22 protein-coding genes are annotated in these 23986 nt (G+C 42.7%); 11 read left to right on the forward strand and 11 right to left on the reverse strand.

The genetic code is table 11. The annotated features are described in order from the left end of the window. Positions 1–29 precede the first annotated feature (29 nt). Together NI469_RS00405 and coq7 are read left to right on the forward strand one after the other, a co-directional pair. On the forward strand, positions 30–1349 hold the full coding sequence (locus NI469_RS00405; protein WP_253174206.1) for an MFS transporter: 1320 nt from the start codon (positions 30–32) through the stop codon (positions 1347–1349). Positions 1350–1352: 3 nt separating this feature from the next. After that, entirely contained in the window at positions 1353–1988 is a 636-nt protein-coding gene (coq7, locus tag NI469_RS00410; RefSeq protein WP_004278762.1) for a 2-polyprenyl-3-methyl-6-methoxy-1,4-benzoquinone monooxygenase, read from the forward strand. A gap of 144 nt (positions 1989–2132) precedes the next feature. Here coq7 and NI469_RS00415 read toward each other — a convergent pair whose 3' ends face one another. Further along, positions 2133–2834 carry a DUF1003 domain-containing protein gene (locus NI469_RS00415; protein WP_216986121.1) on the reverse strand — a complete coding sequence of 234 codons (702 nt, stop codon included), beginning with the start codon at positions 2832–2834 and terminating at the stop codon, positions 2133–2135. Between the two features lie 282 nt (positions 2835–3116). Between NI469_RS00415 and NI469_RS00420 the strand changes: the two genes are divergently transcribed. Continuing rightward, positions 3117–3818, forward strand: a complete 702-nt coding sequence (locus NI469_RS00420; RefSeq protein ID WP_005097209.1) for a VIT1/CCC1 transporter family protein — start codon at positions 3117–3119, stop codon at positions 3816–3818. A 595-nt stretch (positions 3819–4413) separates the two neighbouring features. Here NI469_RS00420 and NI469_RS00425 read toward each other — a convergent pair. The 4 genes from NI469_RS00425 to NI469_RS00440 all read right to left on the reverse strand — a co-directional run bounded on the left by NI469_RS00425 (position 4414) and on the right by NI469_RS00440 (position 7445). Next, positions 4414–4851 carry a 2-amino-4-hydroxy-6-hydroxymethyldihydropteridine diphosphokinase gene (locus NI469_RS00425; protein ID WP_222112201.1) on the reverse strand — a complete coding sequence of 146 codons (438 nt, stop codon included), beginning with the start codon at positions 4849–4851 and terminating at the stop codon, positions 4414–4416. Then, positions 4808–5188, reverse strand: coding sequence for a dihydroneopterin aldolase (gene folB, locus NI469_RS00430; protein ID WP_034439422.1), 381 nt, complete (start codon positions 5186–5188; stop codon positions 4808–4810). Before folB ends, NI469_RS00425 begins: the two co-directional genes overlap by 44 nt. A 129-nt stretch (positions 5189–5317) precedes the next feature. Next, positions 5318–6616 carry an ABC1 kinase family protein gene (locus NI469_RS00435; protein ID WP_253174207.1) on the reverse strand — a complete coding sequence of 433 codons (1299 nt, stop codon included), beginning with the start codon at positions 6614–6616 and terminating at the stop codon, positions 5318–5320. A gap of 58 nt (positions 6617–6674) precedes the next feature. Further along, a complete protein-coding gene (locus NI469_RS00440; protein ID WP_253174258.1) occupies positions 6675–7445 on the reverse strand; it encodes a HesA/MoeB/ThiF family protein in 771 nt (256 codons plus the stop codon). Positions 7446–7928: 483 nt separating this feature from the next. Here NI469_RS00440 and NI469_RS00445 point away from each other — a divergent pair, with 483 nt between their 5' ends. After that, a complete protein-coding gene (locus NI469_RS00445) occupies positions 7929–8459 on the forward strand; it encodes a pyridoxamine 5'-phosphate oxidase family protein (protein ID WP_004731434.1) in 531 nt (176 codons plus the stop codon). A 256-nt stretch (positions 8460–8715) separates the two neighbouring features. On the opposite strand, the gene NI469_RS00450 is transcribed toward NI469_RS00445, so the two are convergent. The 3 genes from NI469_RS00450 to NI469_RS00460 form a co-directional block, all read right to left on the reverse strand. Then, the gene (locus NI469_RS00450; RefSeq protein ID WP_253174208.1) at positions 8716–10362 is read right to left on the reverse strand and encodes an AMP-binding protein; all 1647 of its coding nucleotides are present in this window, start codon (positions 10360–10362) and stop codon (positions 8716–8718) included. A 269-nt stretch (positions 10363–10631) separates the two neighbouring features. Then, the gene (locus NI469_RS00455; RefSeq protein ID WP_253174209.1) at positions 10632–11768 is read right to left on the reverse strand and encodes an acyl-CoA dehydrogenase family protein; all 1137 of its coding nucleotides are present in this window, start codon (positions 11766–11768) and stop codon (positions 10632–10634) included. Between the two features lie 247 nt (positions 11769–12015). Further along, complete coding sequence (locus NI469_RS00460; protein WP_253174210.1) at positions 12016–12786, reverse strand: SDR family NAD(P)-dependent oxidoreductase; 771 nt, start codon at positions 12784–12786, stop codon at positions 12016–12018. A 138-nt stretch (positions 12787–12924) separates the two neighbouring features. On the opposite strand from NI469_RS00460, the gene NI469_RS00465 reads away from it, so the two are divergent. Continuing rightward, positions 12925–13947, forward strand: coding sequence for an AraC family transcriptional regulator (locus NI469_RS00465; RefSeq protein WP_253174211.1), 1023 nt, complete (start codon positions 12925–12927; stop codon positions 13945–13947). Positions 13948–14176: 229 nt separating this feature from the next. Further along, positions 14177–14530 (forward strand): hypothetical protein, encoded by a 354-nt coding sequence (locus tag NI469_RS00470; RefSeq protein WP_044108873.1) that lies wholly within the window; start codon positions 14177–14179, stop codon positions 14528–14530. A 184-nt stretch (positions 14531–14714) separates the two neighbouring features. On the opposite strand, the gene prmC is transcribed toward NI469_RS00470, so the two are convergent. Together prmC and prfA are read right to left on the reverse strand one after the other, a co-directional pair. Then, positions 14715–15533 carry a peptide chain release factor N(5)-glutamine methyltransferase gene (prmC, locus tag NI469_RS00475; protein WP_253174212.1) on the reverse strand — a complete coding sequence of 273 codons (819 nt, stop codon included), beginning with the start codon at positions 15531–15533 and terminating at the stop codon, positions 14715–14717. Continuing rightward, positions 15533–16621 (reverse strand): peptide chain release factor 1, encoded by a 1089-nt coding sequence (gene prfA / locus NI469_RS00480; RefSeq protein ID WP_253174213.1) that lies wholly within the window; start codon positions 16619–16621, stop codon positions 15533–15535. Before prfA ends, prmC begins: the two co-directional genes overlap by 1 nt. A 345-nt stretch (positions 16622–16966) precedes the next feature. Between prfA and NI469_RS00485 the strand changes: the two genes are divergently transcribed. The 4 genes from NI469_RS00485 (at position 16967) to NI469_RS00500 (ending at position 20175) form a co-directional block, all read left to right on the forward strand. Further along, on the forward strand, positions 16967–17383 hold the full coding sequence (locus tag NI469_RS00485; protein WP_004645401.1) for a glycine zipper domain-containing protein: 417 nt from the start codon (positions 16967–16969) through the stop codon (positions 17381–17383). Positions 17384–17628: 245 nt separating this feature from the next. Beyond that, positions 17629–18084, forward strand: a complete 456-nt coding sequence (locus NI469_RS00490) for a hypothetical protein (RefSeq protein ID WP_004278778.1) — start codon at positions 17629–17631, stop codon at positions 18082–18084. A gap of 170 nt (positions 18085–18254) precedes the next feature. Next, positions 18255–19259: an LLM class flavin-dependent oxidoreductase gene (locus tag NI469_RS00495; protein ID WP_114541113.1), complete on the forward strand. Its 1005-nt coding sequence runs from the start codon at positions 18255–18257 to the stop codon at positions 19257–19259. A 352-nt stretch (positions 19260–19611) separates the two neighbouring features. Next, positions 19612–20175, forward strand: a complete 564-nt coding sequence (locus tag NI469_RS00500) for an NAD(P)/FAD-dependent oxidoreductase (RefSeq protein WP_253174214.1) — start codon at positions 19612–19614, stop codon at positions 20173–20175. 246 nt (positions 20176–20421) lie between these two features. On the opposite strand, the gene ppsR is transcribed toward NI469_RS00500, so the two are convergent. Then, complete coding sequence (ppsR, locus tag NI469_RS00505; RefSeq protein ID WP_004278781.1) at positions 20422–21258, reverse strand: posphoenolpyruvate synthetase regulatory kinase/phosphorylase PpsR; 837 nt, start codon at positions 21256–21258, stop codon at positions 20422–20424. 154 nt (positions 21259–21412) lie between these two features. Here ppsR and ppsA point away from each other — a divergent pair, with 154 nt between their 5' ends. Further along, the gene (gene ppsA / locus NI469_RS00510) at positions 21413–23791 is read left to right on the forward strand and encodes a phosphoenolpyruvate synthase (RefSeq protein WP_004278782.1); all 2379 of its coding nucleotides are present in this window, start codon (positions 21413–21415) and stop codon (positions 23789–23791) included. Positions 23792–23986 lie beyond the last annotated feature (195 nt).

A 23986-nucleotide genomic window follows, 5' to 3' on the forward strand; every position in this document is an offset into this window, starting at 1 on the left:
TTAATAAAACTTAATGTAGCACGGCCTATATGAACAAAAATGAACATTTGTTAGCTTCTCGGCGCTTTTTACCGATGTTTCTGACGCAGTTTTTTGGTGCATTAAACGATAATGTATTTAAACAGGCGTTACTGCTGGTCATCACTTATGGCTGGATTCAACAGCAATCAGCCAACATCAGCACCTTGAATAATCTGGCGGCATTACTATTTATTCTGCCTTATTTTATTTTTTCAGCCACTGCCGGTCAGATTGCCGACAAATACGAACGTTCACAGCTGATTCGCTATCTCAAGCTTCTGGAAATTGTCATCATGTTGCTGGGAACTATCGGTTTCCTGCTGGGTAATTTATGGATTCTGTTATTTGCCTTATTCTTGATGGGCACCCAGTCCACTTTCTTTGGCCCGATCAAATATGCCATTTTACCTGAAGTCCTAAAACCGAATGAACTGATGTCCGGTAATGCCCTGTTCCAGTCCGGAACTTCTCTGGCAATCCTGTTCGGTATGATTCTGGGTGGCGCAGTTATTGCAGCGTCTGCTGGTCACCTGATCTGGATCAGTTTAACCATCATCAGCATCGCCTTGATTGGTTATATATCCAGTCGCTATATCCTGAAACAAAGTATTCCCGCGCCTGAGCTGCAAGTTGACTGGAATTTCTTCCGCACCAGCTTGCAGACCTTGAAATATGCCAAAAGCTTACCTCTGATTTTTACAATTTTACTGGGCAACTCATGGTACTGGTTTTATGGTGCAACCTATCTGACCCAGATTCCTCAGCTGACATTACAAAATCTGCATGCATCTGAAAATGTCGCCAGTCTGCTCTTAACCTTTTTTTCTGTCGGAATTGGTCTGGGTTCATACTTATGCCGTAAAATTGGTGGCAGCCAGGTCAATATCAAGATGGTGCCTTTTGGCGCGATCGGTCTGGTGATCTTTGCCCTGTATCTGGCCGCGAGTCTGGCCTTTGTTCCGGAGCGTACAGGTGCATTAATCGGCTTGGCAGATGTCTTTCAGCAAGGCTGGAGCTATTATCATGTGATGCTGGCCGTCACCTTACTTGGAATTAGCGGCGGTTTTTATATTGTACCGCTGTATGCCATGATGCAGGCGCATTCTCCCCGCTCACATCGTGCGCGTGTGGTTGCAGCAAATAACATTCTGAATGCCGTTTTCATGGTATCTTCTGCTATATTCTCGATTATTATTTTAAGTGTTTTAGAGCTTGATCTTAAAATACTTTTTTGTATTACCGCAGTATTAAGCGGCCTGTTTACTCTCTGGCTACTTTACCGGCTGAAACCAATGATCAAAACTGCAAAAGCGCCCTTGGAGGATTAATTCATGCGTCAATATACAGGTCTCGATAAACTGATTCACTCTTTTGACCAGGCATTACGCAGTCTAGTCCCGGGCACGACTTCGGCCCAACGTGAAAATCCGGCCCAACCGGTAGAAACACAGTTAACCGTCAGTGATGCACGTCATGTGGCAGGTTTAATGCGGGTCAATCATAGTGGTGAGGTTTGCGCACAGGCGCTGTACCATGGTCAGGCGATGACGGCGAAACTCCCGAATGTACGTCGCGAAATGGAACAGGCAGCGATTGAAGAACAGGATCATCTGGCTTGGTGTGAAAACCGCTTAAAAGAACTGGATAGCCATACCAGTCTGCTCAATCCGGTCTGGTACGGTCTTTCCTTCGGTATGGGTGCAATTGCCGGAATCGCAGGCGATAAATACAGTCTGGGTTTTGTGGCTGAAACAGAACGTCAGGTCAGCATGCATTTACAGCATCATCTTAGCCAGTTGCCACCGCAGGATGAACGTTCTCGTCGTATTCTAGAACAGATGAATGAAGATGAACTGCATCATCGGGATACAGCGTTAAATGCTGGCGGTGTAGATCTACCCGTTCCAGTTAAGATCGCCATGACAGGCATTTCCAAGTTGATGACCAAAACCAGTTATTTTATTTAAATCCCACTATTTTAATTTTAGCCCACTCATTTGTGGGCTTTTTAATACATCTGAAATCCTCACTGGTATCTATCAGCTCAAGGGATATCGTTATCTTATTGCTTATAAGTTCTATAAAATAATAGAGATTCCCCACAGCTTCCTTTAATCTTTTTTGCTCATTTCAGAAAGCAGGTCCAGCTGGATTTCCTGAATTTGCGCCAACCGTTCCCATTGATGTAGCAGCAGATGATCTAATTTTTCATGCAAGTGTTGGATTTCCAGCTCGGCTTTTAAATTGATCTGATAATCATTTTGCGAACGTAAGCGGTCTTTTGCTTCCTGTCTGTTCTGGCTCATCATAATAATAGGTGCCTGAATCGCCGCAAGACAGGACAGGATTAAATTCAACAGAATAAATGGATAAGGATCAGTAGGTCGTGTCACCATCACCACAGTATTTATCGTAATCCACAGGCCCAAGAAGATTGCAAAACAAATCAAAAAGGTCCAGCTTCCACCAAAAGTTGCAATTTTATCGGCGAGCCTTTCTCCCAAGGTCCACTTTTGCTCTAAGGTTGTTTCCACATTTTTGGTAATCAGTTCATGCTGATGCATGCTATCAATCACTTCAAACTCAAGATCAGTCACTTCACCCTTTTCCGAACTTAATAATGAATGTACATACTGTATGCGGTACCGGGTTAAATCTGCCTGGCAAATATAATCTTGCGGTGTCCAGCCTGGAATATCCCTGGCAATCTCTTCGGTAATGACTTTTCTGACTGTTCCCATCGGAGTGAGATTTTTCAGAAGAAAGTGCTTGCCGCATACCAAGCATTTATGGCTTTCATGTTTTTCTTTCATGATGATTCTCTTTTTAAACCAGCTCACTCAGCTATTATTTTGTTCGATATATTTGATTTGCTTTAATCATTTTTACCATTCGTAAATCAATTATGTATCAAGTGCGTCTGATTTCTTGAACTTATGAATCTCACTTCGATTTTATCTTGGATTGATAAAATGCTCAGCCAAGCGCACGATGATCAGATCATTCAAGATAATTTTCAGATCGATTCAATCCTACTATCTATACATGACTTAAATTTACTATAATCATGATGATAATAAAAAAGGGGCTTCATTGTGCGCCATTCATACCATCTTGAAAAACATTATATCGAACGCGCGGGTTGGCTTCGTGCAGCTGTACTGGGGGCAAATGACGGAATTATTTCGGTCACCAGTCTGGTGGTGGGTATTGCAGCCAGTGGAGCATCCACAGAAATTTTATTGGTGACCTGTGTTGCCGGCTTAATCTCTGGCGCTGCCTCGATGGCGGCCGGTGAATATATTTCGGTTAAATCCCAGCAAGATATTGAAACCAATGATCTACTCATGGAAGAGCGCGAACTTCAGCGCCATCCCACGCATGAGTTAAATGAACTCAAAACGATTTATATACAACGAGGTCTGGAACCTGCTTTGGCACAACAGGTCGCTGAACAGCTGACCGACCATAATGCCTTGGATGCCCATGCCCGGGATGAAATTGGTATTTCAGCACATACCTCTGCCCAACCCTTTCTCGCTGCATTTTCTTCCGCCATGGCATTTACGGTAGGTTCATTATTCCCTTTAATTTCAATCATGATTTTACCGGAACACTATCTGGATAAAGGCGTCATGCTGATTGGCGTTTTAAGTTTGGGGATGATGGGTGCACTGGCGAGCTATGCCGGTGGAGTAAGTGTCTGGAGAGGCGCTGTTCGGGTGATGCTCTGGGGAATTATCGCCATGTTATTCAGTGCGTGGATCGGATCATTATTTAATGTGTCCGTCGCCTAAACATCTGTTCATCGTTTAATAGGCACACCATATGATTGAACAACTATCATTTTAACGTTCATGAATAAGGCTTTTTCGAAAAACTGCTGTGCTAACAAAATTAGAGTTTATTTTAATTTACGTTCAGTTTTAATTTAAATGCTTAAAACCTAAGATTTATGTCTGAGAGGTATTGTTATGGAAACTAAGATCATTCTTGCCATCTTGGCGATCATTATCGTATTGCTGATCATTTTTTATAATAAGAAAAAGTGAAAGGGCGATGATTCATTTCTTGCTATTTTGAAAATTTTTATCGAACTTAAAATAAATTCCAGAGCTTTAAATCAATCAAATATTAATTCCCTGTCGGAAAACCATGAAATCCCCATTGGATCACATAAAGGATCCCAAGGATTAAAATCACCGAAACCACAATTTCCAATATTTTCATTTTTAAATGATTCCTAAAATCTACCTGAGCCATCTTATCTGAATTTTTCTTTTCATATAAAAACAAAAAACTGCATCATAAAAAAGCCTGATCTTGTTTGATCAGGCTGGTTAACCATTCGTACTAGATAAATTGTATTAGCAGAAAATCATGTGATTCGATTTAAATCAGCTGTTCAACTGTTGGGAAACTATGTGATCCATGTTCAAACATGGCATCATGCCAGATATCAAACATGGGCACTTTCACATCCAAAGCCAAAGGCAATTTTTTTTCATTAAACTGCATATGTTGAAGATCGGATCCCCAGGCAATCAAATCAACATCCAAAGTAATCTGATGTGATGGACGTACTCGCCCTGATGCCTGTTCCAGCTGTTTGAGCAGCTCAATCAGGTCTTCACTAGACACCGAACTTCGCAATAAACACGCTGCATTCCAGTAATCTGCGCCGATGCCATCACGGCAAGGAATCATATAAATGGGAGAAAACTGAACTTCTCCCCATTCGGAAATACGTTGCTGTGCAGCTTGAAAATGTTGCTGAGGATGACAATTACTCGCTAATGCTAGGGCGAAAATCGTTTCGGTGGCGTTCAAGACGTATCCCTACAGAATTGGCTTGCGCGATAATGGCAGGCTTACGGATCGTAATATTAATCGATTCAATTGCTGTAAAGGTAGTAAAAAGTGCATTCAGCACTAACTTTGCTGCATGTTCAATCAATTCAGGCTTGGCCTCTTGAATGACTTTGCTGGAAATCTCACAAATTTCTGCATAATTCAGCGTATCTGCAAGTGCATCTGAGTTTGATGCCTGTTCCAAGTCGGTTTGAATGGTCAAATCCAGCATTAGAGGCTGAATAATTTGACGCTCCCAGTTAAAGCAGCCCACGACTGTTTCAACCTTTAAACCTTCAATAATAATGGCGTCCATTGGATTGCTCGAGAATTTAATACTGACCACATCCCTCTCAAGCTCCTTTTCAAAGGGAGGAGCTTTTAAAGCCCCCCCTTTAAAAAAGGGGGATTTAGGGGGATTTTCCAAGTCTAGATGAGTTTAAGATTAATGCTTTAACAGCAGATTCGGATCCATGCTTTGCACCATTTGCAAACGCTGATCGGCATAGATATCGGTATACGGCGCAAGAATTCGCATGAAACGGTCGAAATACAGCATTTGCTTGAACAGCAAGGCAAAATCGCGCGGGAACCGGATGCCATGACGTTCACCCACAGCCACCATATCCATCATGATATCGTTCAGGTCAGCAGGGTTGGACGTTAACAATTCCTGTGGATCTGCCATCAACACGCCACTGAATAAACGCTCTAGATCAGCAGCCAAAACTTTGGTGTCTATCTGCACAGCGGTCATACCCATTTTCAGCATGTTTTGCGCCATCAGCTCATAATTGGTATGTTGCAATGAATCCATAAATGCCATACATGCCGTCCATACCTCAGGCTTGAGCTGACCAACAATACCGAAATCAATAAAACCGACACGGCCATCTTCAAGGAGCATCAGGTTGCCTGCATGCAGATCGGCATGGAAGCTGTTACACATCATCAAGCTGCCAAACCAGGTATTCATCGCAGTAATCAGTACTTGAGATGGATCTTTGGATACCTTTTTAACCACTTCAAAATCGGTCAAAGGCACACCGTATAAACGCTGCATGGTGAGCACACGACGGGTCGAATATTGATGATAAACCTTCGGCGCAGTGGCTGCTTGATTGTTGGTGATATTTAGGTAATTGACGAAATCATCCAGATTCTGAGCTTCTTCAATGAAATCGACTTCACGCACCATACGGGTTTTGATTTCTTCGACAATGTCAGCCAGTGAAGCAAACTTAACTTTCGGGACTGCTTTTTCCAGCAACTTGGTTGCCCAATGCAGCACATTCAAGTCAGTGTACAAAATGGTTTCTACGCCCGGTTTTTGTACTTTAATCACGACATCTTCGCCAGATACCAGTTTGGCTGCATGCACCTGTGCAATAGATGCAGAGGCTAATGGCGTTTCATCAATCGATGCAAAGATTTCATCCAGATTGCGTCCTGCAAATTCAGAGGCTAAAACCTGCTGGATATAGCTAAACGGCAAGCGTGGAGTCTGATCCAGACAACCCTGAAATTCTTCTACATATTCACGTGGAAACAGCGACGGCGTGCTGGCAATAAACTGACCCAGCTTGATATAAGTCGAACCTAAGGATTCAAAAGTTTCACGCATCAGTTTGGCATTGCTCGGCTTTTCAGTGACATATTTAAAGCCCGCCTTTGCCGCAACGACTGCTGTTTCTCCCATACGGGCAACTGAACGTATTCCATCTAACCAGATATTGTTTTTCATAATGTCTTAGGAAAAATTAATTAAATGCAGTGTAGCAAAAAAAATTCACTTTGCAGGCTTATCTTGCCTGACAGATTGGGCAATCTGTATCTTTTTCGAAAGCTAGAATCCGCTGCTTAAAACTCAGTCCATCCCACAACAACAATTTTTGTCTGAGTGGCATCTGACCCAATCCCAGATATAACAAGGTATGATGTGCCTGCAAGCTGGCCATCACATTCGGTGTGGTCGCCAATACACCGGAATCTGCACAGCGCAGACTTTCATCGGCCTGATTTTCTGGCGGGAACAGGCAGGCATAACAGGCAGAATCCCCTTCAACCATAAACAGCTGGCCTTGCAAGCCAATCGCAGAAGCACTCAATAATGGCACATTCAGCTCCACGCAAATCTGATTGACCAGATAACGTGTGGCAAACTGGTCACAGCCATCCAGCACCAGATCCTGATGTTCAATCAGGTGCGCTGCATTTTCAGCCGTTAATGCCTGATTCACATAGTCAACCTGTAGGTGCGGATTAACCTGACTTAGTCTTTTGGCCAGAGTTTCTGCCTTATAAAATCCAATATCCTGCGGCATAAATGCCAGTTGTCGCTGTAAATTACTCATCTCGATAGTATCTGGATCGATCAGGGTAATTTTTCCTACGCCTGCGCGTGCCAGAAGTTCTGCCAGTGCACAGCCAATCCCGCCACAACCAATAATGCAGACATTAGAAAATTTTAACCGCTCTTGAGCGTCAATATCCCAGCCATCCAGAAGAATCTGACGGCTATACAGATGTAGTTCAGCATCAGTGAGTTCAAATTCTGGGGAGATGGCATCCATGTTAAATGTAGACAACGTCTTTCCTTGTTTCGAAAATTTTTAACAATGATCGCAAAAATTAGCCTTACTGAAGTTTCTAAAGGCTGATAAATCTCTGGAAGATCAATCTCACAGTCAATTTACAGCATATCAATAAATGGTTCGGCAATCGTTGAGCCAAATAGCATATCAGCTAAACGCTCGGTATCAAGCTGCAGCTGCTATGGCTTGGCAAGATTTTTTGAATCACCTCAATTCAATGGTTCCGGCAAACAGCTTTTTCTAACTTATAAAAGGTGTCAGACCTGAAGTTTTTAAAATCTTTGTTATTAAATTTCCCTGTAAATCGAGCTGTCTTGTTTAGCAATTCTGTAGTCTCTGCCTATATTTGAGTATGAAAATGTATGAGTTCAGTGAGACCTAAGGCATCTGTCTCTAAATATGATTAATCTGAAAATACCAAGCAATCTTTTCAGCTTTCATAAAATCGTATGGAGAACATACATGACCGAGCATAACAATACTCAACATGATAATCGTGAAAAATTATGGGAATTGATCAAAGATGTCCGTTACACCATGATCAGCCATTTAACCGACACCCATGAAATCCACTCCCAGCCGATGACCATGCTGAACTCCGAGCAGATGAATGAACGTCAAAACTTATATTTCATCCTGCGTAATACCAATGATCTGGTCAAAGCAGCAGAAACAGGCCGTGGTCAGATCGGTCTGTCTTTTGCAAAACCATCAGATGGTATTTATGTGTCGATTAGTGCACATGCCCAGATCAGTACTGACCGTATTCTGATTGAGCAATTATGGAATCCATGGGCTGAAAACTGGTTTGAAGGCAAGGATGATCCTACCGTACGGGTATTGATTGCAGAAGCAGTCAGCGCAGAATATTGGAATGTGACAGACAACAAAGTCACCCAGCTTTTTAAAGCCTTAAAAGGCGGCGTTACCGGTGAAGCGGGTGAACCGCATGCAGAGCATCAAAAAGTGAATTTACAAGGCAATATTTGGTAGTTGCCAAGATTTAGCCTCTTTTTCTTAAGAGGCTAAATTTTTGATATATTTCATTTTAAATATTAATGTAATTTTACTGTAATGACATAAAATTATAATTTTGGCTTGCCTCAATCTGCTCTCTTAAAAATATAAGCTTAGGAAAATCAGCTCAACATTCAGCTTAATTTTAAATAGAAGAAAATTTATTTTCTCAAAAACCAAAAGGCTGCCATAGCAGCCTTTGAACATTCAATTAAAGGATGAATTTTGAAAATTAACTGACTCGCTTCATCTCTTGAAGTTTGGCTATTTCCTGCTGTTTGAGTAAATTGCGCTGAATCTTGCCGCTCGATGTTTTAGGCAAAGACGCCACAAACTCAATCTCTTTCGGATAGGCATGTTTGGATAAGCGTGAACGTACATAACTTTGCAGTTTTAACATCAAATCTTCAGTAGCCGGATAAGCCGATTTAAGCACTACAAAGGCTTTCACAATTTCAGTTCGTTCTGGATCTGGCTTGCCGACTACGGCAGATTCAAGCACTTCTTCACATTCAAGCAAGGTACTTTCTACATCAAAAGGCCCAACCCGATAGCCCGAAGTTGTAATGACATCGTCTGCACGCCCAATAAAATCAATACCACCATATTCATTCAGCTTCACGGTATCACCAGTGAGATAATACTGCCCGACAAATGACTTGCGGTTGTGGCCTGCATAGCCTTCAAACCACATCAACGGTGAAGCTGCACAGTCAATTGCCAAGGTTCCAATCCCGCCTTTTTCTACTTCCTGATGTTCTTTGTCCAATACAGCAAAACGATGCCCAGGAATAGCAAAACCGGCTGAACCAACTTTTTTATAATGCTCCAAGCCATGATGATTGGCGATCACCATACCCAGTTCAGTCTGTCCATATTGATCGTAAATATTCACATTTAAATCATGATTGAACCACTGAATCACTTCAGGCGTGAGCGGCTCACCTGCACTGCTTACCACGCGTAAATGCGAACTGATGCCTGCATCAAATTTTTCTTTAAAACCAAAGAACATGCGAAATGCGGTTGGCGAACCGGTCAGGTTACTAACCTGATATTTTTGAATGATTTGTACGGCATTATCGACACTAAAGCCACGTTCATCCATGATGATGCTGTGCCCTAAACTGAGCGGCCCTGCAATGCCATAATACAGTCCATACGCCCAGCCCGGATCTGCCAGATTCCAGAAGAAATCTTCATCTCGCAGATCTACAGCGTGCAGCATATAACCTTTAAAGGCCAATAACGCTTTTAAAGGCACAGGAACCGATTTTGCTAAGCCTGTCGTACCTGAAGTAAACATCATTAGAAAAATATCATTAAACTGGCAATTTACCGGTTCAAACTCTTCCGGTTGTTGCTGTAAGGCTATCCAGAAGTCCGCATCTTGATAATCATCTGCTGCTGCCTGATGCACAGTCAGAATATTAGGAACATTGAGATCATGGAGTTTCAGTCGCTGCTCTTCATCAGTAACGATCAACTGGGTGCCAGCGGTACTGATACGATGTTCAATGGCTTTGCTTTCAAAGGCAGTAAATAAAGGTTGATAAATGGCACCGATACGCCAGGTGGCCAATATGGTAATTAAGAGTGCTGGCGTTCTTGGCAGCAATCCTGCAATACAGTCACCGGCTTTTAAACCCAGAGAATGCATATAATTGGCCAGCTGTCCTGAAGCTACGGCCAGCTGTTCAAAGGTCCACTGCTCTGCATCTCCGTTTTTGCCTTCCCAAATCAGTGCAGTTCGGTTTTGACCCAGGTAGCGACCACAGCATTCGGTATACGCATTGATGTTCTCTGCATTTCCAACCAGATGTTCCTGAACCATATTTTCAAAATTAAAATCAGCATATGCCTGCTCTAGTGTCTTCATGACGACAACCTCTTTCCTATTGTATTTTTCAGGCGACCTTGCCTGAGTTTGTCCATTTGTATTTGTTGTTCCTGCTGATTCCATCAGCATACTTTTTTCAAATCTGCATTCATGCCCTAGGACTAGAACATGGATAAGGCTTATTTTTCGATTATTCGTACTGTATGTCTTTAGATCATCATGTTCAGTTGAATCCTGCAATTTCCATATCCATCCATGTAAGTGCAGGATTTGAACATCAATCAAAGTCTGTTTTTTTAATTTAACAATCAGCGTTGACACACTTCACGTGCAATCACCAGTCGTTGAATATCTGATGCACCTTCATAAATCTGGCTCACTCGCACATCACGATAGATACGCTCAACCGGAAAATCAGAGACATAACCGTAGCCACCATGAATCTGGATCGCATCTGAACAGACTCGCTCTGCAATGGTCGATGCAAACAGCTTTGCCATTGATGCTTCTTTTAAACACGCCAAGCCTGCATCTTTTAAGGTTGCAGCATGCAAGACAAGCTGACGTGCGGCTTCAATTTGGGTCGCCATATCTGCAAGCCTGAACGCCACACCCTGATGCTGCACAATTTCCACACCAAAGGCTTTGCGTTCATTGGCATATTCCACTGCAGCATCTAGTGCAGCCCGCGCCATACCGACTGATTGTGCTGCAATGCCGATCCGACCCGATTCAAGATTCGACAAGGCAATTTTATAGCCTTCACCTTCCTGGCCCAGCAGGTTGGCAGCCGGAATCCGGCAGTTATCCAGAACGATGGTCGCGGTATCCGAACAATGCTGACCCATTTTCTCTTCTAGGCGTGACACGATATAACCCGGTGCATCGGTCGGCACCAGAAAGCATGAAATACCCTTTTTCCCTGCAGATTTATCAGTCACAGCAAAGACTAGTGCAATCTGTGCGTGTTTACCTGTCGTGATAAACTGCTTGGTGCCATTTAGCACCCATTCATCACCATCACGTTCGGCTTTACACTCCAGCGAACTGGCATCCGAACCGGCCTGAGGTTCTGTCAAACAGAAACAGCCAAGCCATTCACCTGTTGCAAGCTTGGTTAAATACTGTTGTTTTTGTTCCTCTGTGCCATAACGCTGGGTAATGCCACAAGGTAAAGAATTCTGCACACTGATAATCGTCGAGATTGCACCATCTCCTGCGGCAATTTCCTCTAGCGCCACAACCAATGATACATAATCCAGACCTGCACCACCCCATTCTTCAGCCACTGTCATACCAAGTGCACCGAGTTCACCGAGTTCTTTCAATTCCTGTGCTGGAAATTGTGCAGTTTTGTCGCGTAAGGCCGCCGTCGGTTTCAGCTTCTGCTGCGAATAATTGCGCATCATGTCCTGAATCATTTTTTGTTCATCATTTAAAATCATTGAACTTCCCTTTCTATATCTATTTTATTTACTTCAAGCTTTTTACTATTGAGATCGTTGGAACGTCAGTTAAGGCGGCATGGATGTCGCCTGCGAAACTGAGATACAGGGATGTATCTTCAGTTTCGCAAAGGATTTTTGTTTCTTTTGACCCTTCAAAAGAAAATGCATGCTTAAACAAAGTCATTTGAATTCAATGAGAAATTGGTAGCTGTGCAAATCATCATGTCCTATATAAATCGAAGACTTATTTAGGCTGCATGCGAATCGCGCCATCCAGACGAATGACCTCACCATTCAAATAACTATTTTCAAAAATATGTCCCACCAGCTGGGCGAATTCCTGTGGTTTTGCCAGACGTGGTGGAAACGGCACCATTTGCCCCAAAGCATCCTGGACATTTTGCGGCATGCCTTTCAGCATCGGAGTTTCCATAATGCCCGGCGCGATGGTCATGACACGGATCGCTTCACGAGCTAGTTCACGTGCCAAAGGTAAAGTCATTGCGACGACTGCACCTTTAGAGGCCGCATAGGCAGTCTGACCAATTTGACCGTCATAAGCGGCAACCGAAGCTGTATTCACAATTACGCCACGTTCTTCTTCACCAGCTTGCAGCTCATATTTTGCAATTAAAGCCGCCGCATGACGCAACATATTAAAAGTACCGTTTACATTAATATTGAGCACTTTCTGGAACATCGCCAATTCATGGATGCCGTTTCGTCCCAATACTTTGGCAGATGGCGCAATCCCGGCACAGTTGACCAAGCCATTCAGTTGACCATAGGTGCTTTCAACATGAGCGAAGAAACTTTCAACGGCCTGTTCATCGGTAACATCAAGCTGTACAAACTCAGACTGTGAACCCAGTTGCTGCTGTAATGCCTGACCCTGCTCCTGATTCATATCAACCAGAATCACTTTAGCACCGTGTTCAACCAAATGAGTCGCTGTAGCTGCACCTAAACCTGATGCACCACCTGTAACGACAACAACTTTTCCCTGAATGTTCATGTTTATTTCCTAGCGATTTTTCTATTTCAGATACGACTTAATATGCAGAGTAAACAGAGTTTTTATTCTGTACAATTTCCAAATATTGCATCTTGCATGATGTATTTGGACAATGAAAACAAGGATGTCAGACTGAATATGCATAAGCCTGCACTGGAATATAGCAAAGGCACCATCTCGATTGATCTGGTGAATGAAGCATTGCTGGATGCCAAACGGCTGCAATTTGATATCCCTGCCATTCTGAAAAAAGCCAATATTCCAGTGGAGGTCCTGAATGCTCCCAAGGCACGCGTATCGGTTAATCAATTTGCCCAATTATGGACTGTGCTTGCAGACAGCATGAATGACGAATTTTTTGGCATGGACAGCCATGCCATGCGTCGTGGTAGTTTTAAATTGCTTTCGAAAATGGTCATGCAGGCAGATACGCTGGAAAAAGCCCTGCAACATATTTTGCAATTTCTCAATCTGGTTTTGGACGACCTGCAAAGCACGCTCATGGTTGAGGAACACTATGCCTATATCGTGATTTATGATTTAAAAACAACCAAACGCATGTTTAGTTATGCGACTTATCTGATGCTGATTCATACCCTGATCTGCTGGTTAAGTGGACAACGGATTTTGCTTAATCAGATTCAATTGAAATGTGCAGCACCACTGAATGATTTTGATTACAAAGTTCGATTCTGTGAACAGATTGAATATCAGGCCAGCGAAAATTACGTGCAATTTGATGCAAGCTATCTGCAATTGCCGATTAAACAGGATGCTCAGTCCTGGTATCAGTTTATTCAGCAAACACCACAAAATTTATTGGTGCGTTTTAAAAACCCCTATGCCTTGAGCACCCAGATTCGCCGAAAATTGCTACAGGTTTCGCCGGCAGAATGGCTGGAACTGAATGAACTAGCCTTAAAAATGAATATGTCTGAAGCCACCATGCAACGGCGTTTAAAAAGTGAAGGTGTCAGCTATCAGCAATTAAAAAATGAGATACGCCGGGATACCGCAATTGAATTACTGACCCGTACTGAACAAAGTTTACAAGAGATCAGCGATCAGCTTAACTTTCAGGAATCCAGTGCATTTCATCGTGCATTCAAAAAGTGGACTGGCGTCAGTCCAGGTGCGTATCGACAAAATAATATTAGATAATTTATATAAAATTAGACTTTAAAAATATTACCGAAAAAATACTTGGATTCTAAACATTTATTTTTATTATGATTATATATTTCAAGCCCTAAAATATATATTAGCAGGACTACACAGTCACCCAGAAAGCTTTGCAATTCACCCGGAAATAGATTATTTTTCATTCAATTTATAGCACTTTTGCTATTGGCTGTACTCTCCATTTTCCTTTCTAGTTGAAGGTATCTCCATGTTAAAGATGACTGATGTGCTTGGGCAAAATCTTGTTCAAAACTTCTCTAAAGCTTTATTTTCTTCGACTGATCTCATCACAGAACAGTTGAATCAAGGGATTTTAAATGCATCGGATGCAGAACTGAAAGATGCAATTTTGCACTTCTTTAACCAGGTAGATGCTGTGGAAGCGGCTCAGGCCCTTGAAATTCCAGCAGAACGTATAAGTGGATTACAGGAAGGTATCGCCTTGAAAGATGAAAAATATCTGGCAGATACTTTGAAAGTTGTGGCACTTTGTCTGGCAATGGAAACCGGTAGCCTAGATCAGGTAGAAGTCTATGACTGTCTACAGGATTATCCGATGTAATTCTTTTTAAGAATTCCTCGAAAGCGATGCTCTGGCATCGCTTTTTTTGTTTTTAGTTATACTGCGTTGGCGTCATGTCATTCAAAATACTTAAGGTTTCAAATGCAGTCAGGAATTTATAAAGAAAAAATCCAATAAAAAAGCGACCAATGTAGTCGCTTTTTTATAGAAAAAGAATTACAGATTAATGCGGCCATTGCGCCAAAGTCACACGATCATTCCCGCCATAATCTTTAACCGTGCGGACTTGCTTATAACCCGCCTGTTTAAATAGATGTTGTACGGCATCTGCCTGATCATAACCATGTTCAAGCACCACCCAACCATTCACAGTCAAATGCTTCTTGGCTTGCAGAATAATCATTTCAATATCGGCCAGACCTTTTTTATCTGCCACCAGCGCACGTTCCGGTTCAGTCGCCAGATTCTGCATATGCACATCATCAGCGTCGATATAAGGTGGATTCGATACAATGGCGTCAAAGAATTGACGGCCAAATGGCTTCAGCCATGAACCCAGAACAAATTCTACATTCTCAATATCATGTTGTTCCGCATTATATTTCGCCACCTCAAGCGTAGGCTCGTAGATATCGGAAGCCGTTACTGTCCAGTTTGGACGCTCAGATGCCAGTGATAAGGCAATTGCGCCAGTACCTGTACCCAAATCTACTACACGGGCGTCATCAGGCAGGTCTAACTTCAACACGGTCTCAACCAGCACTTCAGTATCCGGACGTGGCACTAAGGTATTTTTGGTCACTTTGAGGTCTAAAGTCCAGAATGGCTGTGAACCAGTGACATAGGCCAAAGGCTCACCGGCAGCAATACGCGCCAACCCGTCTTTATACGCTTGTTCCTGTTCAGGCGTTAACTCCTGATCCTTTTTCATTAGTAGATCAAATGAATCAATCTTGGTGATGTGTTCCAGTAACCAGGCATTTTCCTGACGTTCGTAACTTTCAGCTTCGCCGCGTAAAGCCAAGGCTTGTAAAATATTCATTATCCACCATTCTGCTGTGCAAGCATGGCCAATTGATCCGCCTGATATTCGCGATGCAGGCTGTCCAGCAATTCAGTCAAATCACCTTCCATCACGGCATCCAGCTTGTATAAAGTCAGGTTAATGCGGTGATCTGTCATACGACCTTGCGGATAGTTATAGGTACGGATACGTTCTGAACGATCCCCCGAACCCACCAGGTCACGACGCATTTCCGAGGTTGCTGCATCTGCTGCTGCACGTTTGGCATTTTCTAAACGTGATACCAGCAGTGCCATCGCTTTGGCCTTGTTCTTATGCTGTGAACGCTCTTCCTGACACTCCACTACGGTGCCGGTTGGAATATGAGTAATACGTACTGCAGAATCGGTTTTGTTAACATGCTGACCACCTGCACCTGAAGCACGGTAGGTATCAATGCGCAAATCAGATGAGTTGATTTCAACCGAGGTATCGACATCAATTTCAGGAAGAATCGCAACGGTACAAGCAGACGTATGTACACGGCCCTGTGATTCGGTTGCCGGTACACGCTGTACACGGTGCGCCCCACTTTCAAATTTTAAACGACCATAGACCCCTTCACCATTAATAAGACAAATGACTTCTTTATAACCGCCATGCTCGCCTTCATTTTCAGATAGAATTTCAAGACGCCAGCCTTGTGACTCCGCATATTTACTATACATGCGGTATAAATCACCCGAGAAAATCGCAGCTTCATCGCCACCCGTTCCGGCACGAATCTCCAGATAAGCCGAGTTGGCATCATTCGGATCTTTCGGAATCATCAAGATGTTCAGGTCAGCTTCAAGCGATTCAATTAAAGCTTTATTCTCTTTAATTTCTTCCTGTGCCATTTCCTTAAAGTCCGGATCTGACAGCATGGCCTGAGCTGTTTCAATGTCTTCTTCAGCCTGTCTGTACTTGGTCCAAACATTGGTGATTTCTGTTAAGTCATTATGCTCACGTGACAATTGACGGAAGCGCTTATTATCAGAAATGACTTCTACATCAGCCAGTAATGCGGTCAATTCTTCATGGCGGTCAGAGAGTTGGTCTAATCGTAAACGTAACGATTCTTTCATTTTCTAAAAAATCTCAAACATAGGCTGCGACTAAAAACCGATTTAGCACAGCGAAATCAAAAAATTGCGCCTAGTTTAACGACTCTGGCTTCTAATGAACATCATTATTGAGTAAGTCCGCGTTGCTATCATTCGTGCTCTACAGCATTTGTTAACAAATATGATTAAAAACAGTGGAATTGCTTTTTTTATAGTCGATCTTATTCTTATTTCTTGCCGATTTTACAATTCGCCAAATAAAGCAGGGAATTATGAAGAAACATCTTCATATTGTTTTGGGCATGATTTGTTACATTTTCCGCATCGAAATAACTACAGTCCTGTAGATGGACACGGAGTGATGACATGAAACTCAACGCACTTTTAATGAGTACAGTTTTAGCTGCTGGTTCAATGATGACCGTAAACGCACATGCCGACAGTACAGCGCGTGTTGCAGCAGCAAGTGCTTTAGGTAGTGTTGCAGGTACAGCATTAGGTAAAAACATGGGCGGTAATACCGGCGCAACCATTGGTGCTGCTTTAGGTGGTGCTGGCGGTGCAGCGGTTGCAAGCAGCAAAAAAAACCGGACTGAATCTGCCATTGGTGGCGCTCTAGGCGGCGGTGCAGGTTATACCGTAGGTAAAAATATGGGCGGTACTAACGGCGGTTATATCGGTTCAGCTTTGGGTGCTGCCGGTGGTGCTGCACTAGGTAACAAGATTGCCAAAGATAAAGCAGCTGAAAAACGCTCTAAACACTGGAAAAAACGTTACCGTTAATTTGCGCTCAGGCAGTTTAGACCAGACGCTATATTTAACATGAAAAGCACCTTTTGGTGCTTTTTTTATTGTGGCTTTAATACGTGAATTTTCAATTAATACATGGAATTATCCTGTCCACATCATGAATAAATTAAGGAGATAAAAATCACAATTCGCCAACACTGCCTTCATGCTGTTTTGCGCTTGCTAGATTAAATTTATCTCATCAACAAAATATAGCTAGATATATAAAAGGTGTCCTCATGAACTATAAATCTCTAATGATCGCTGTCGTAGCAACCTCAGCCATGGGTATGACAGCTGCCAATGCAGGCAATACAACCAATACAGCTTTAGCTTCTGCTTTGGGTGGTGTCGTTGGTGCCGCAGTAGGCAATAAAATGGGTGGTACCACTGGCGCAACAATCGGTTCAGCGATTGGTGGCGGTGCAGGTGCCGCAGTAGCTGCAAATAAACGTGACCGTAATGGTGCGATTATCGGTGGTGCCCTAGGTGGCGGTGCCGGGTATGCGGTAGGCCGAAACATGGCAGGCACTAACGGTGGTTATATCGGTGCGGCACTGGGTTCAGCAGGTGGTTCAGCCTTAGGTAAGAAAGTTAGCGAAGACCGTCGTTATGATGACCGCAGCGAACGTCGCTATAACTCTTCTCGTAACTACCGTTATAACGATTATCGCTATAACAACCGTCGTCGTTAAGATTCTCCCCCCCTTATTCTTTCCTCCTTTATAAGCATCTTCGGATGCTTATTTTTTTGCCTTTATTTTTTATCTTTATCTTTTGGTTTACACTTATATCGATTTTTTTCGATATACAAATACATTCTAAAGTCGTATGCTTTTAGAGATGTTTATTTAAGAGTAATACTATGCGTACGCTTAACGATACCCAGTTCTCTATACTCGAACTGGTTCCTGTTCGTGACGACAAGAGCATTCAATTCGCGCTGAACCATGCGCTGGAACTTGCCCAAACAGCAGAAAAATTGGGTTATCGCCGGATGTGGCTGGCAGAACATCATAATATGGATGGTATTGCCAGTTCAGCAACTGCAGTTCTCTTAGGCTATTTACTGGCGAATACCAAAACCTTAACTTTAGGCTCTGGCGGAATTATGTTGCCCAACCATGCACCGCTGGTCGTGGCTGAACAGTTCGGCACATTGGCGACGCTCTATCCGGACCGGATTGAACTGGGTTTGGGCCGTGCTCCGGGCACCGATCAAATGACCATGCGTGCCCTACGTCGTGGCCGTCAGGAAACCGAAGATCAGTTTCCGCAGGATGTTCTGGAAATTTTGCAGTATTTTAAAGATCCAATTCCAGGACAACGTATTGTGGCGACGCCGGGTCAAAGCACGCACGTACCCGTATGGCTTTTAGGTTCCAGCCTGTTTAGTGCACAGCTGGCGGCGAAACTTGGTCTGCCATATTCCTTCGCTTCGCATTTTGCCCCGCGTATGCTGGGTCAGGCCATTCAGCTGTATCGTGAAAACTTTGAACCGTCTGAATATCTCGACCATCCCTATGTTTCCATGGGCGTTCCGACTTGTGTCGCAGATACCGATGAAGAAGCACAATATCTGGCGACCAGCGCCTATCAACGGGTTTTATCACTGATTCGTGGGCAAAGCCTGAAACTTAAAGCACCAATTGATTCGATGGAAGGTCTGTGGTCGCCGCCGGAAAAAATGTCAGTCGATAATTTCTTTGCCATGGCTCAGGTCGGTTCCAAAGAAACCGTTAAAGCTGGGCTAGAATCGCTTTTAGCCAAATATGATGTGGATGAGTTTATCTTTACTTGTGACATCTATGACACTGACAAACGTCTGCACAACTTTGAGCTATTGATGCAAATAAAAAACGGTCAGTAAATGAATGAGAGTTGCATCTACCTATTCTCAGCAATGGGTAGATGTTTTTCATCTTTAAAGATAAATGACTAAAAGAAACATCCCAGTAAAATCATTTCTATCGACCTCCTCCATTAAAAAACTTCTTCCCTAAACGAACACTTCACTTCTTTTCCTTCATCCATCTCAGCAAGTTAAAAGTCATTCCTTTTGGATCGCATGTAAATCTATTCAGTCTTCAATAAAATCAGATTTTATATTTTGCTCAAATAGATGACTGTCTAAGTTAAATTTTTCACTTTACCCTGGCTTGAGTTTTTGTTTATATCTCATACAAAGAAAATTAATTATTAAATAAATTCAAGGAATTCTAATGTCTACCAAGCAGGATCCACACGCTGGTATTTTTGAAAATCGCCCCGAACATTTTCAGCAGTTTAATGGAATTAAAGTGCCCTCTTCCGAACTGTTAGAATTGGATTATGCAGATAAAGATATTGCTATTATTGGCACAGATCAGTTTACCGTGAGCCAGCTGGATAAAATCAGTCAACATGCCCGTTCGGTAAAAGTTTTCCAGATTAATCCTGCTTTTGTACTGCCCGGTTCCGACCGAATTCTGCAACGAATTATTAATCACCCATTGATTGGTAAAAATCGCCGCTTATTTAACAACCGCATTAAAAGCCTGCTTTCTCTGCGGTTTTTAGAAAATCAGGTGCAGAATTTGTGGCTAAGACGCCAGTTAATGCCAAATCTTGCATCTTCCCGTAAAATTTATCTGAAATCAGATCATTATTATGCTGCCCTACAGCGTGAAAATTGCCACCTAATTACCTGGCCGATTCTGAAAATTTCGGAAAATTCAATTCATTGTATTAATGGTGAACAGCATCCGGTCGATATCATTATTCATACTTATTTAGCAGAAAAATAACTCACGCTGGCGAGTAAAAATGAAAAATTGGTAAGCTGATAATGAGATTTTTATTTACGTATCAAGAACCGACATGATGATTTATTCAACAAAATGAGCAAAGAAGACTCTTTTATATTTCAGAATATGATAGTTGGTATTTTCTTAGAATTATAAAATTCATACATTATTTCGATTAATCAATGCTTACTTGTAATTTTTAGCTATAAATCAAAGCCAAACCGAAGTTTGGCTCTGGCTGGTTTCTTAACCGATTCGACGTTTTAAACCGGTCATCTGCAACACACGTGTTGAGATTTCCTCAATCGACATTTCAGAGACATTCAGGTACTTGATGCCTTCCGAAATATAAATCCCTTCAATCGCACGTAACTCCATCTGACACTGACTAAAGCTGGCATAACGGCTATTGGCCTTACGCTCAGAACGAATGGCCACAAGGCGTTCCGCATCAATCATCAGGCCAAACAGCTTGTTTTTATGCGGTCGCAGCACGGCTGGCAGTCGGTTATCATCCAAATCTTCTTCAGTCAGTGGATAGTTCGCCACGCGAATACCGAACTGCAAAGACAGATAAATAGAGGTCGGGGTTTTACCTGAACGCGATACACCAATCAGGATCAGGTCAGCTTTATCATAATGACGGGTACGTGCGCCGTCGTCGTTATCTAAAGCAAAATGAACAGCATCAATACGGGCCTTATAAGACTCAGAGTCGGTCACCGCATGGGTCTGCCCGACTAAAGTTGTAGGAATCGTGCCTAATTCATCAGCCAACTTACTAATAAGCCCTTCAAATACATCGAGATTTACTGCATTCGCAGTATTAATAATGTCGCGCACATAGGGATCAACCAGGGTATCAAATACCAGCGGTTTTTCACCGTCGATTTGAGCTCTTGCATTGATCTCTGCAACCACGTTTGTGGCCGCTTCTTCGGAACTAATGTAAGGGATAATATGAATGTCAAATTTCACATGCGGAAACTGCGCTAACAGCGAGTGTCCAAGGGTTTCAGCGGTGATGGCGGTACCATCTGAAATAAAGAAAACACTACGCTGAATTTGTTTACCTTCCGACATTAAAATTCTCCTCCAACATTTGTCTTAGTGCTATATAATCTTTATAGTAAACCGATCTTACATGACTGTCGCTTAGTAAAATCAAAAACCTAGATGATTTGCTATACTCTCATGCCGAGATAGTGATTAATACTGCAAAAGTGGAGTAACAACTTTGGAAGCGCGCGTAATTGGTCTGGAAAAATTAGGGAAGCACGACGTTGAGCTGGTCGGTGGGAAAAACTCATCACTAGGCGAAATGATCAGCCACTTATCAAATGCTGGTGTATCTGTGCCAGGTGGTTTCGCAACGACTGCCGATGCCTACCGTGAATTTCTCGAGCAAAGTGGCCTAAACGCTAAAATCAATGCAGAGCTTGCTGCACTCAATGTTGATGATGTAAATGCACTTGCTGAAACTGGCGCAAAAATTCGTCAATGGATTGTGGATACTCCACTTACGCCTGCATTAGAACAAGAAGTTCGTACAGCATTTGCAGAACTTTCTAACGGCAACCCTGACATCGCGGTTGCCGTTCGTTCTTCTGCAACTGCAGAAGATTTGCCGGATGCTTCTTTTGCCGGCCAGCAAGAAACTTTCTTGAACATTCGTGGTATCGATAACGTTCTGATCGCAATCAAAGAAGTGTTTGCATCTTTGTACAACGACCGCGCAATCTCATACCGTGTACACCAAAACTTTGCCCATGATGTAGTTGCCCTGTCTGCTGGTGTACAACGCATGGTTCGTTCAGAAACTGGCGCTGCAGGTGTGATGTTTACGCTAGATACTGAATCAGGCTTCCGTGATGCAGTATTCATTACTGCATCTTATGGTTTGGGTGAAATGGTCGTTCAAGGTGCAGTTAACCCGGACGAATTCTATATTTCTAAACCGCTTTTAAATGCAGGCCGACACGCGATCCTTCGTCGCAACCTGGGTTCTAAGCACCAGAAAATGATTTATGGTGAAGAAGCATCTGCAGGTAAATCTGTTGTTGTCGTGGATGTTGAAAAAGCTGAACGCCAACAGTTCGCTTTAAACGACCAGGAATTACAAGAACTTGCTAAACAAGCGCTGATCATTGAAAACCACTACGGTGCACCAATGGACATCGAGTGGGCAAAAGATGGCGATGATGGCAAGATTTATATCGTTCAGGCGCGTCCTGAAACTGTAAAAAGCCGTGAAAATGTCGGCACTATGGAACGCTACCTGTTGAAACAACGCGGTACTGTGATCTGTGAAGGCCGTTCAATTGGTCAACGCATTGGTTCTGGTAAAGTCCGCATTGTGACGTCTATTAAAGAAATGGACAAAGTACAAGATGGTGATGTTCTTGTATCTGATATGACTGACCCGGATTGGGAACCAGTCATGAAACGTGCAGCTGCGATTGTAACAAACCGTGGTGGTCGTACTTGTCACGCAGCAATTATTGCACGTGAGCTTGGTGTTCCTGCAATCGTGGGTTGTGGTAATGCAACTGAAGTTCTTGTAGACGGTCAGGAAGTGACTGTGTCTTGTGCTGAAGGTGATACTGGCTTTATCTATGAAGGCGCACTAGATTTTGAAATTCAAAAGAATTCAATTGAGTCTATGCCTGCTCTTCCATTTAAAGTAATGATGAACGTGGGTAACCCGGATCGTGCATTTGACTTTGCTCAAATTCCAAACGCAGGTATTGGTCTGGCGCGTCTTGAATTCATTATTAACCGTATGATTGGTGTTCACCCGAAAGCATTGATCAATATTGACAGCCTTCCACGTGAAACACGTGCAGCAGTCATGGCGCGTACTGCAGGTTATGCATCTCCAATCGAATTCTATGTAGAGAAACTGGTCGAAGGTATCTCGACACTTGCTGCTGCATTTGCAGACAAGCCAGTCATTGTTCGTATGTCAGACTTTAAGTCTAACGAATATGCAAACTTGATCGGTGGTAAGTTATACGAGCCAGAAGAAGAAAACCCGATGCTAGGTTTCCGTGGTGCAAGTCGCTACGTTTCTGATAACTTCCGTGATTGCTTCGAACTTGAATGTCGTGCATTGAAAAAAGCACGTGATGAAATGGGTTTAACCAATATTCAGATCATGATTCCATTTGTTCGTACTGTTGCTGAAGCGAAACGTGTAATTGAACTTCTTGCATTAAATGGTCTTAAGCGCGGTGAAAACGGCCTTAAAGTGATCATGATGTGTGAACTTCCAACCAATGCTTTATTGGCAGATCAGTTCCTTGAACATTTCGATGGTTTCTCTATTGGTTCAAACGACTTGACACAATTAACACTTGGTCTTGACCGTGACTCTGGTATTGTCTCTCACCTATTTGATGAGCGCGACCCTGCGGTTAAAGCGTTGCTTTCTCTTGCAATTCAAGCATGCCGTAAAGCTGGCAAATATGTAGGCATTTGTGGTCAAGGTCCTTCCGATCACCCAGATCTTGCACAATGGTTAATGGAACAAGGTATCGACTCTGTGTCTTTAAACCCAGACTCGGTACTTGAAACTTGGTTCTTCCTGGCTGAAGAAAAAGTGCAAAAAGCATAAGCAATTGTGAATAAAAAAGACCCTTTTATAGGGTCTTTTTTATGAGATAGATATTATGATTTACTGTTTGAAAATTAATAATTAAAGGCCTAATCGCAAGATAAACGATTGAATTTATAAATATAATTAAATCAAAGCTTATCAACACATGAAAACTGTAATGACAAACAAATACCAACAGTAAAGTCATATCAA

The sequence above is a fragment of the Acinetobacter lwoffii genome (genome assembly GCF_024129735.1).
Classification (GTDB): domain Bacteria; phylum Pseudomonadota; class Gammaproteobacteria; order Pseudomonadales; family Moraxellaceae; genus Acinetobacter; species Acinetobacter lwoffii_H.

Coding starts and splice junctions, on each gene's coding strand:
- NI469_RS00405 (WP_253174206.1), top strand. CDS start 30: ATGAACAAAAATGAACATTTGTTAGCTTCTCGGCGCTTTTTACCGATG.
- coq7 (WP_004278762.1), top strand. CDS start 1,353: ATGCGTCAATATACAGGTCTCGATAAACTGATTCACTCTTTTGACCAG.
- NI469_RS00415 (WP_216986121.1), bottom strand. CDS start 2,834: ATGAAAGAAAAACATGAAAGCCATAAATGCTTGGTATGCGGCAAGCAC.
- folB (WP_034439422.1), bottom strand. CDS start 5,188: ATGGACGCCATTATTATTGAAGGTTTAAAGGTTGAAACAGTCGTGGGC.
- NI469_RS00435 (WP_253174207.1), bottom strand. CDS start 6,616: ATGAAAAACAATATCTGGTTAGATGGAATACGTTCAGTTGCCCGTATG.
- NI469_RS00440 (WP_253174258.1), bottom strand. CDS start 7,445: ATGGATGCCATCTCCCCAGAATTTGAACTCACTGATGCTGAACTACAT.
- NI469_RS00445 (WP_004731434.1), top strand. CDS start 7,929: ATGACCGAGCATAACAATACTCAACATGATAATCGTGAAAAATTATGG.
- NI469_RS00450 (WP_253174208.1), bottom strand. CDS start 10,362: ATGAAGACACTAGAGCAGGCATATGCTGATTTTAATTTTGAAAATATG.
- NI469_RS00455 (WP_253174209.1), bottom strand. CDS start 11,768: ATGATTTTAAATGATGAACAAAAAATGATTCAGGACATGATGCGCAAT.
- NI469_RS00460 (WP_253174210.1), bottom strand. CDS start 12,786: ATGAACATTCAGGGAAAAGTTGTTGTCGTTACAGGTGGTGCATCAGGT.
- NI469_RS00465 (WP_253174211.1), top strand. CDS start 12,925: ATGCATAAGCCTGCACTGGAATATAGCAAAGGCACCATCTCGATTGAT.
- NI469_RS00470 (WP_044108873.1), top strand. CDS start 14,177: ATGTTAAAGATGACTGATGTGCTTGGGCAAAATCTTGTTCAAAACTTC.
- prmC (WP_253174212.1), bottom strand. CDS start 15,533: ATGAATATTTTACAAGCCTTGGCTTTACGCGGCGAAGCTGAAAGTTAC.
- prfA (WP_253174213.1), bottom strand. CDS start 16,621: ATGAAAGAATCGTTACGTTTACGATTAGACCAACTCTCTGACCGCCAT.
- NI469_RS00485 (WP_004645401.1), top strand. CDS start 16,967: ATGAAACTCAACGCACTTTTAATGAGTACAGTTTTAGCTGCTGGTTCA.
- NI469_RS00490 (WP_004278778.1), top strand. CDS start 17,629: ATGAACTATAAATCTCTAATGATCGCTGTCGTAGCAACCTCAGCCATG.
- NI469_RS00495 (WP_114541113.1), top strand. CDS start 18,255: ATGCGTACGCTTAACGATACCCAGTTCTCTATACTCGAACTGGTTCCT.
- NI469_RS00500 (WP_253174214.1), top strand. CDS start 19,612: ATGTCTACCAAGCAGGATCCACACGCTGGTATTTTTGAAAATCGCCCC.
- ppsR (WP_004278781.1), bottom strand. CDS start 21,258: ATGTCGGAAGGTAAACAAATTCAGCGTAGTGTTTTCTTTATTTCAGAT.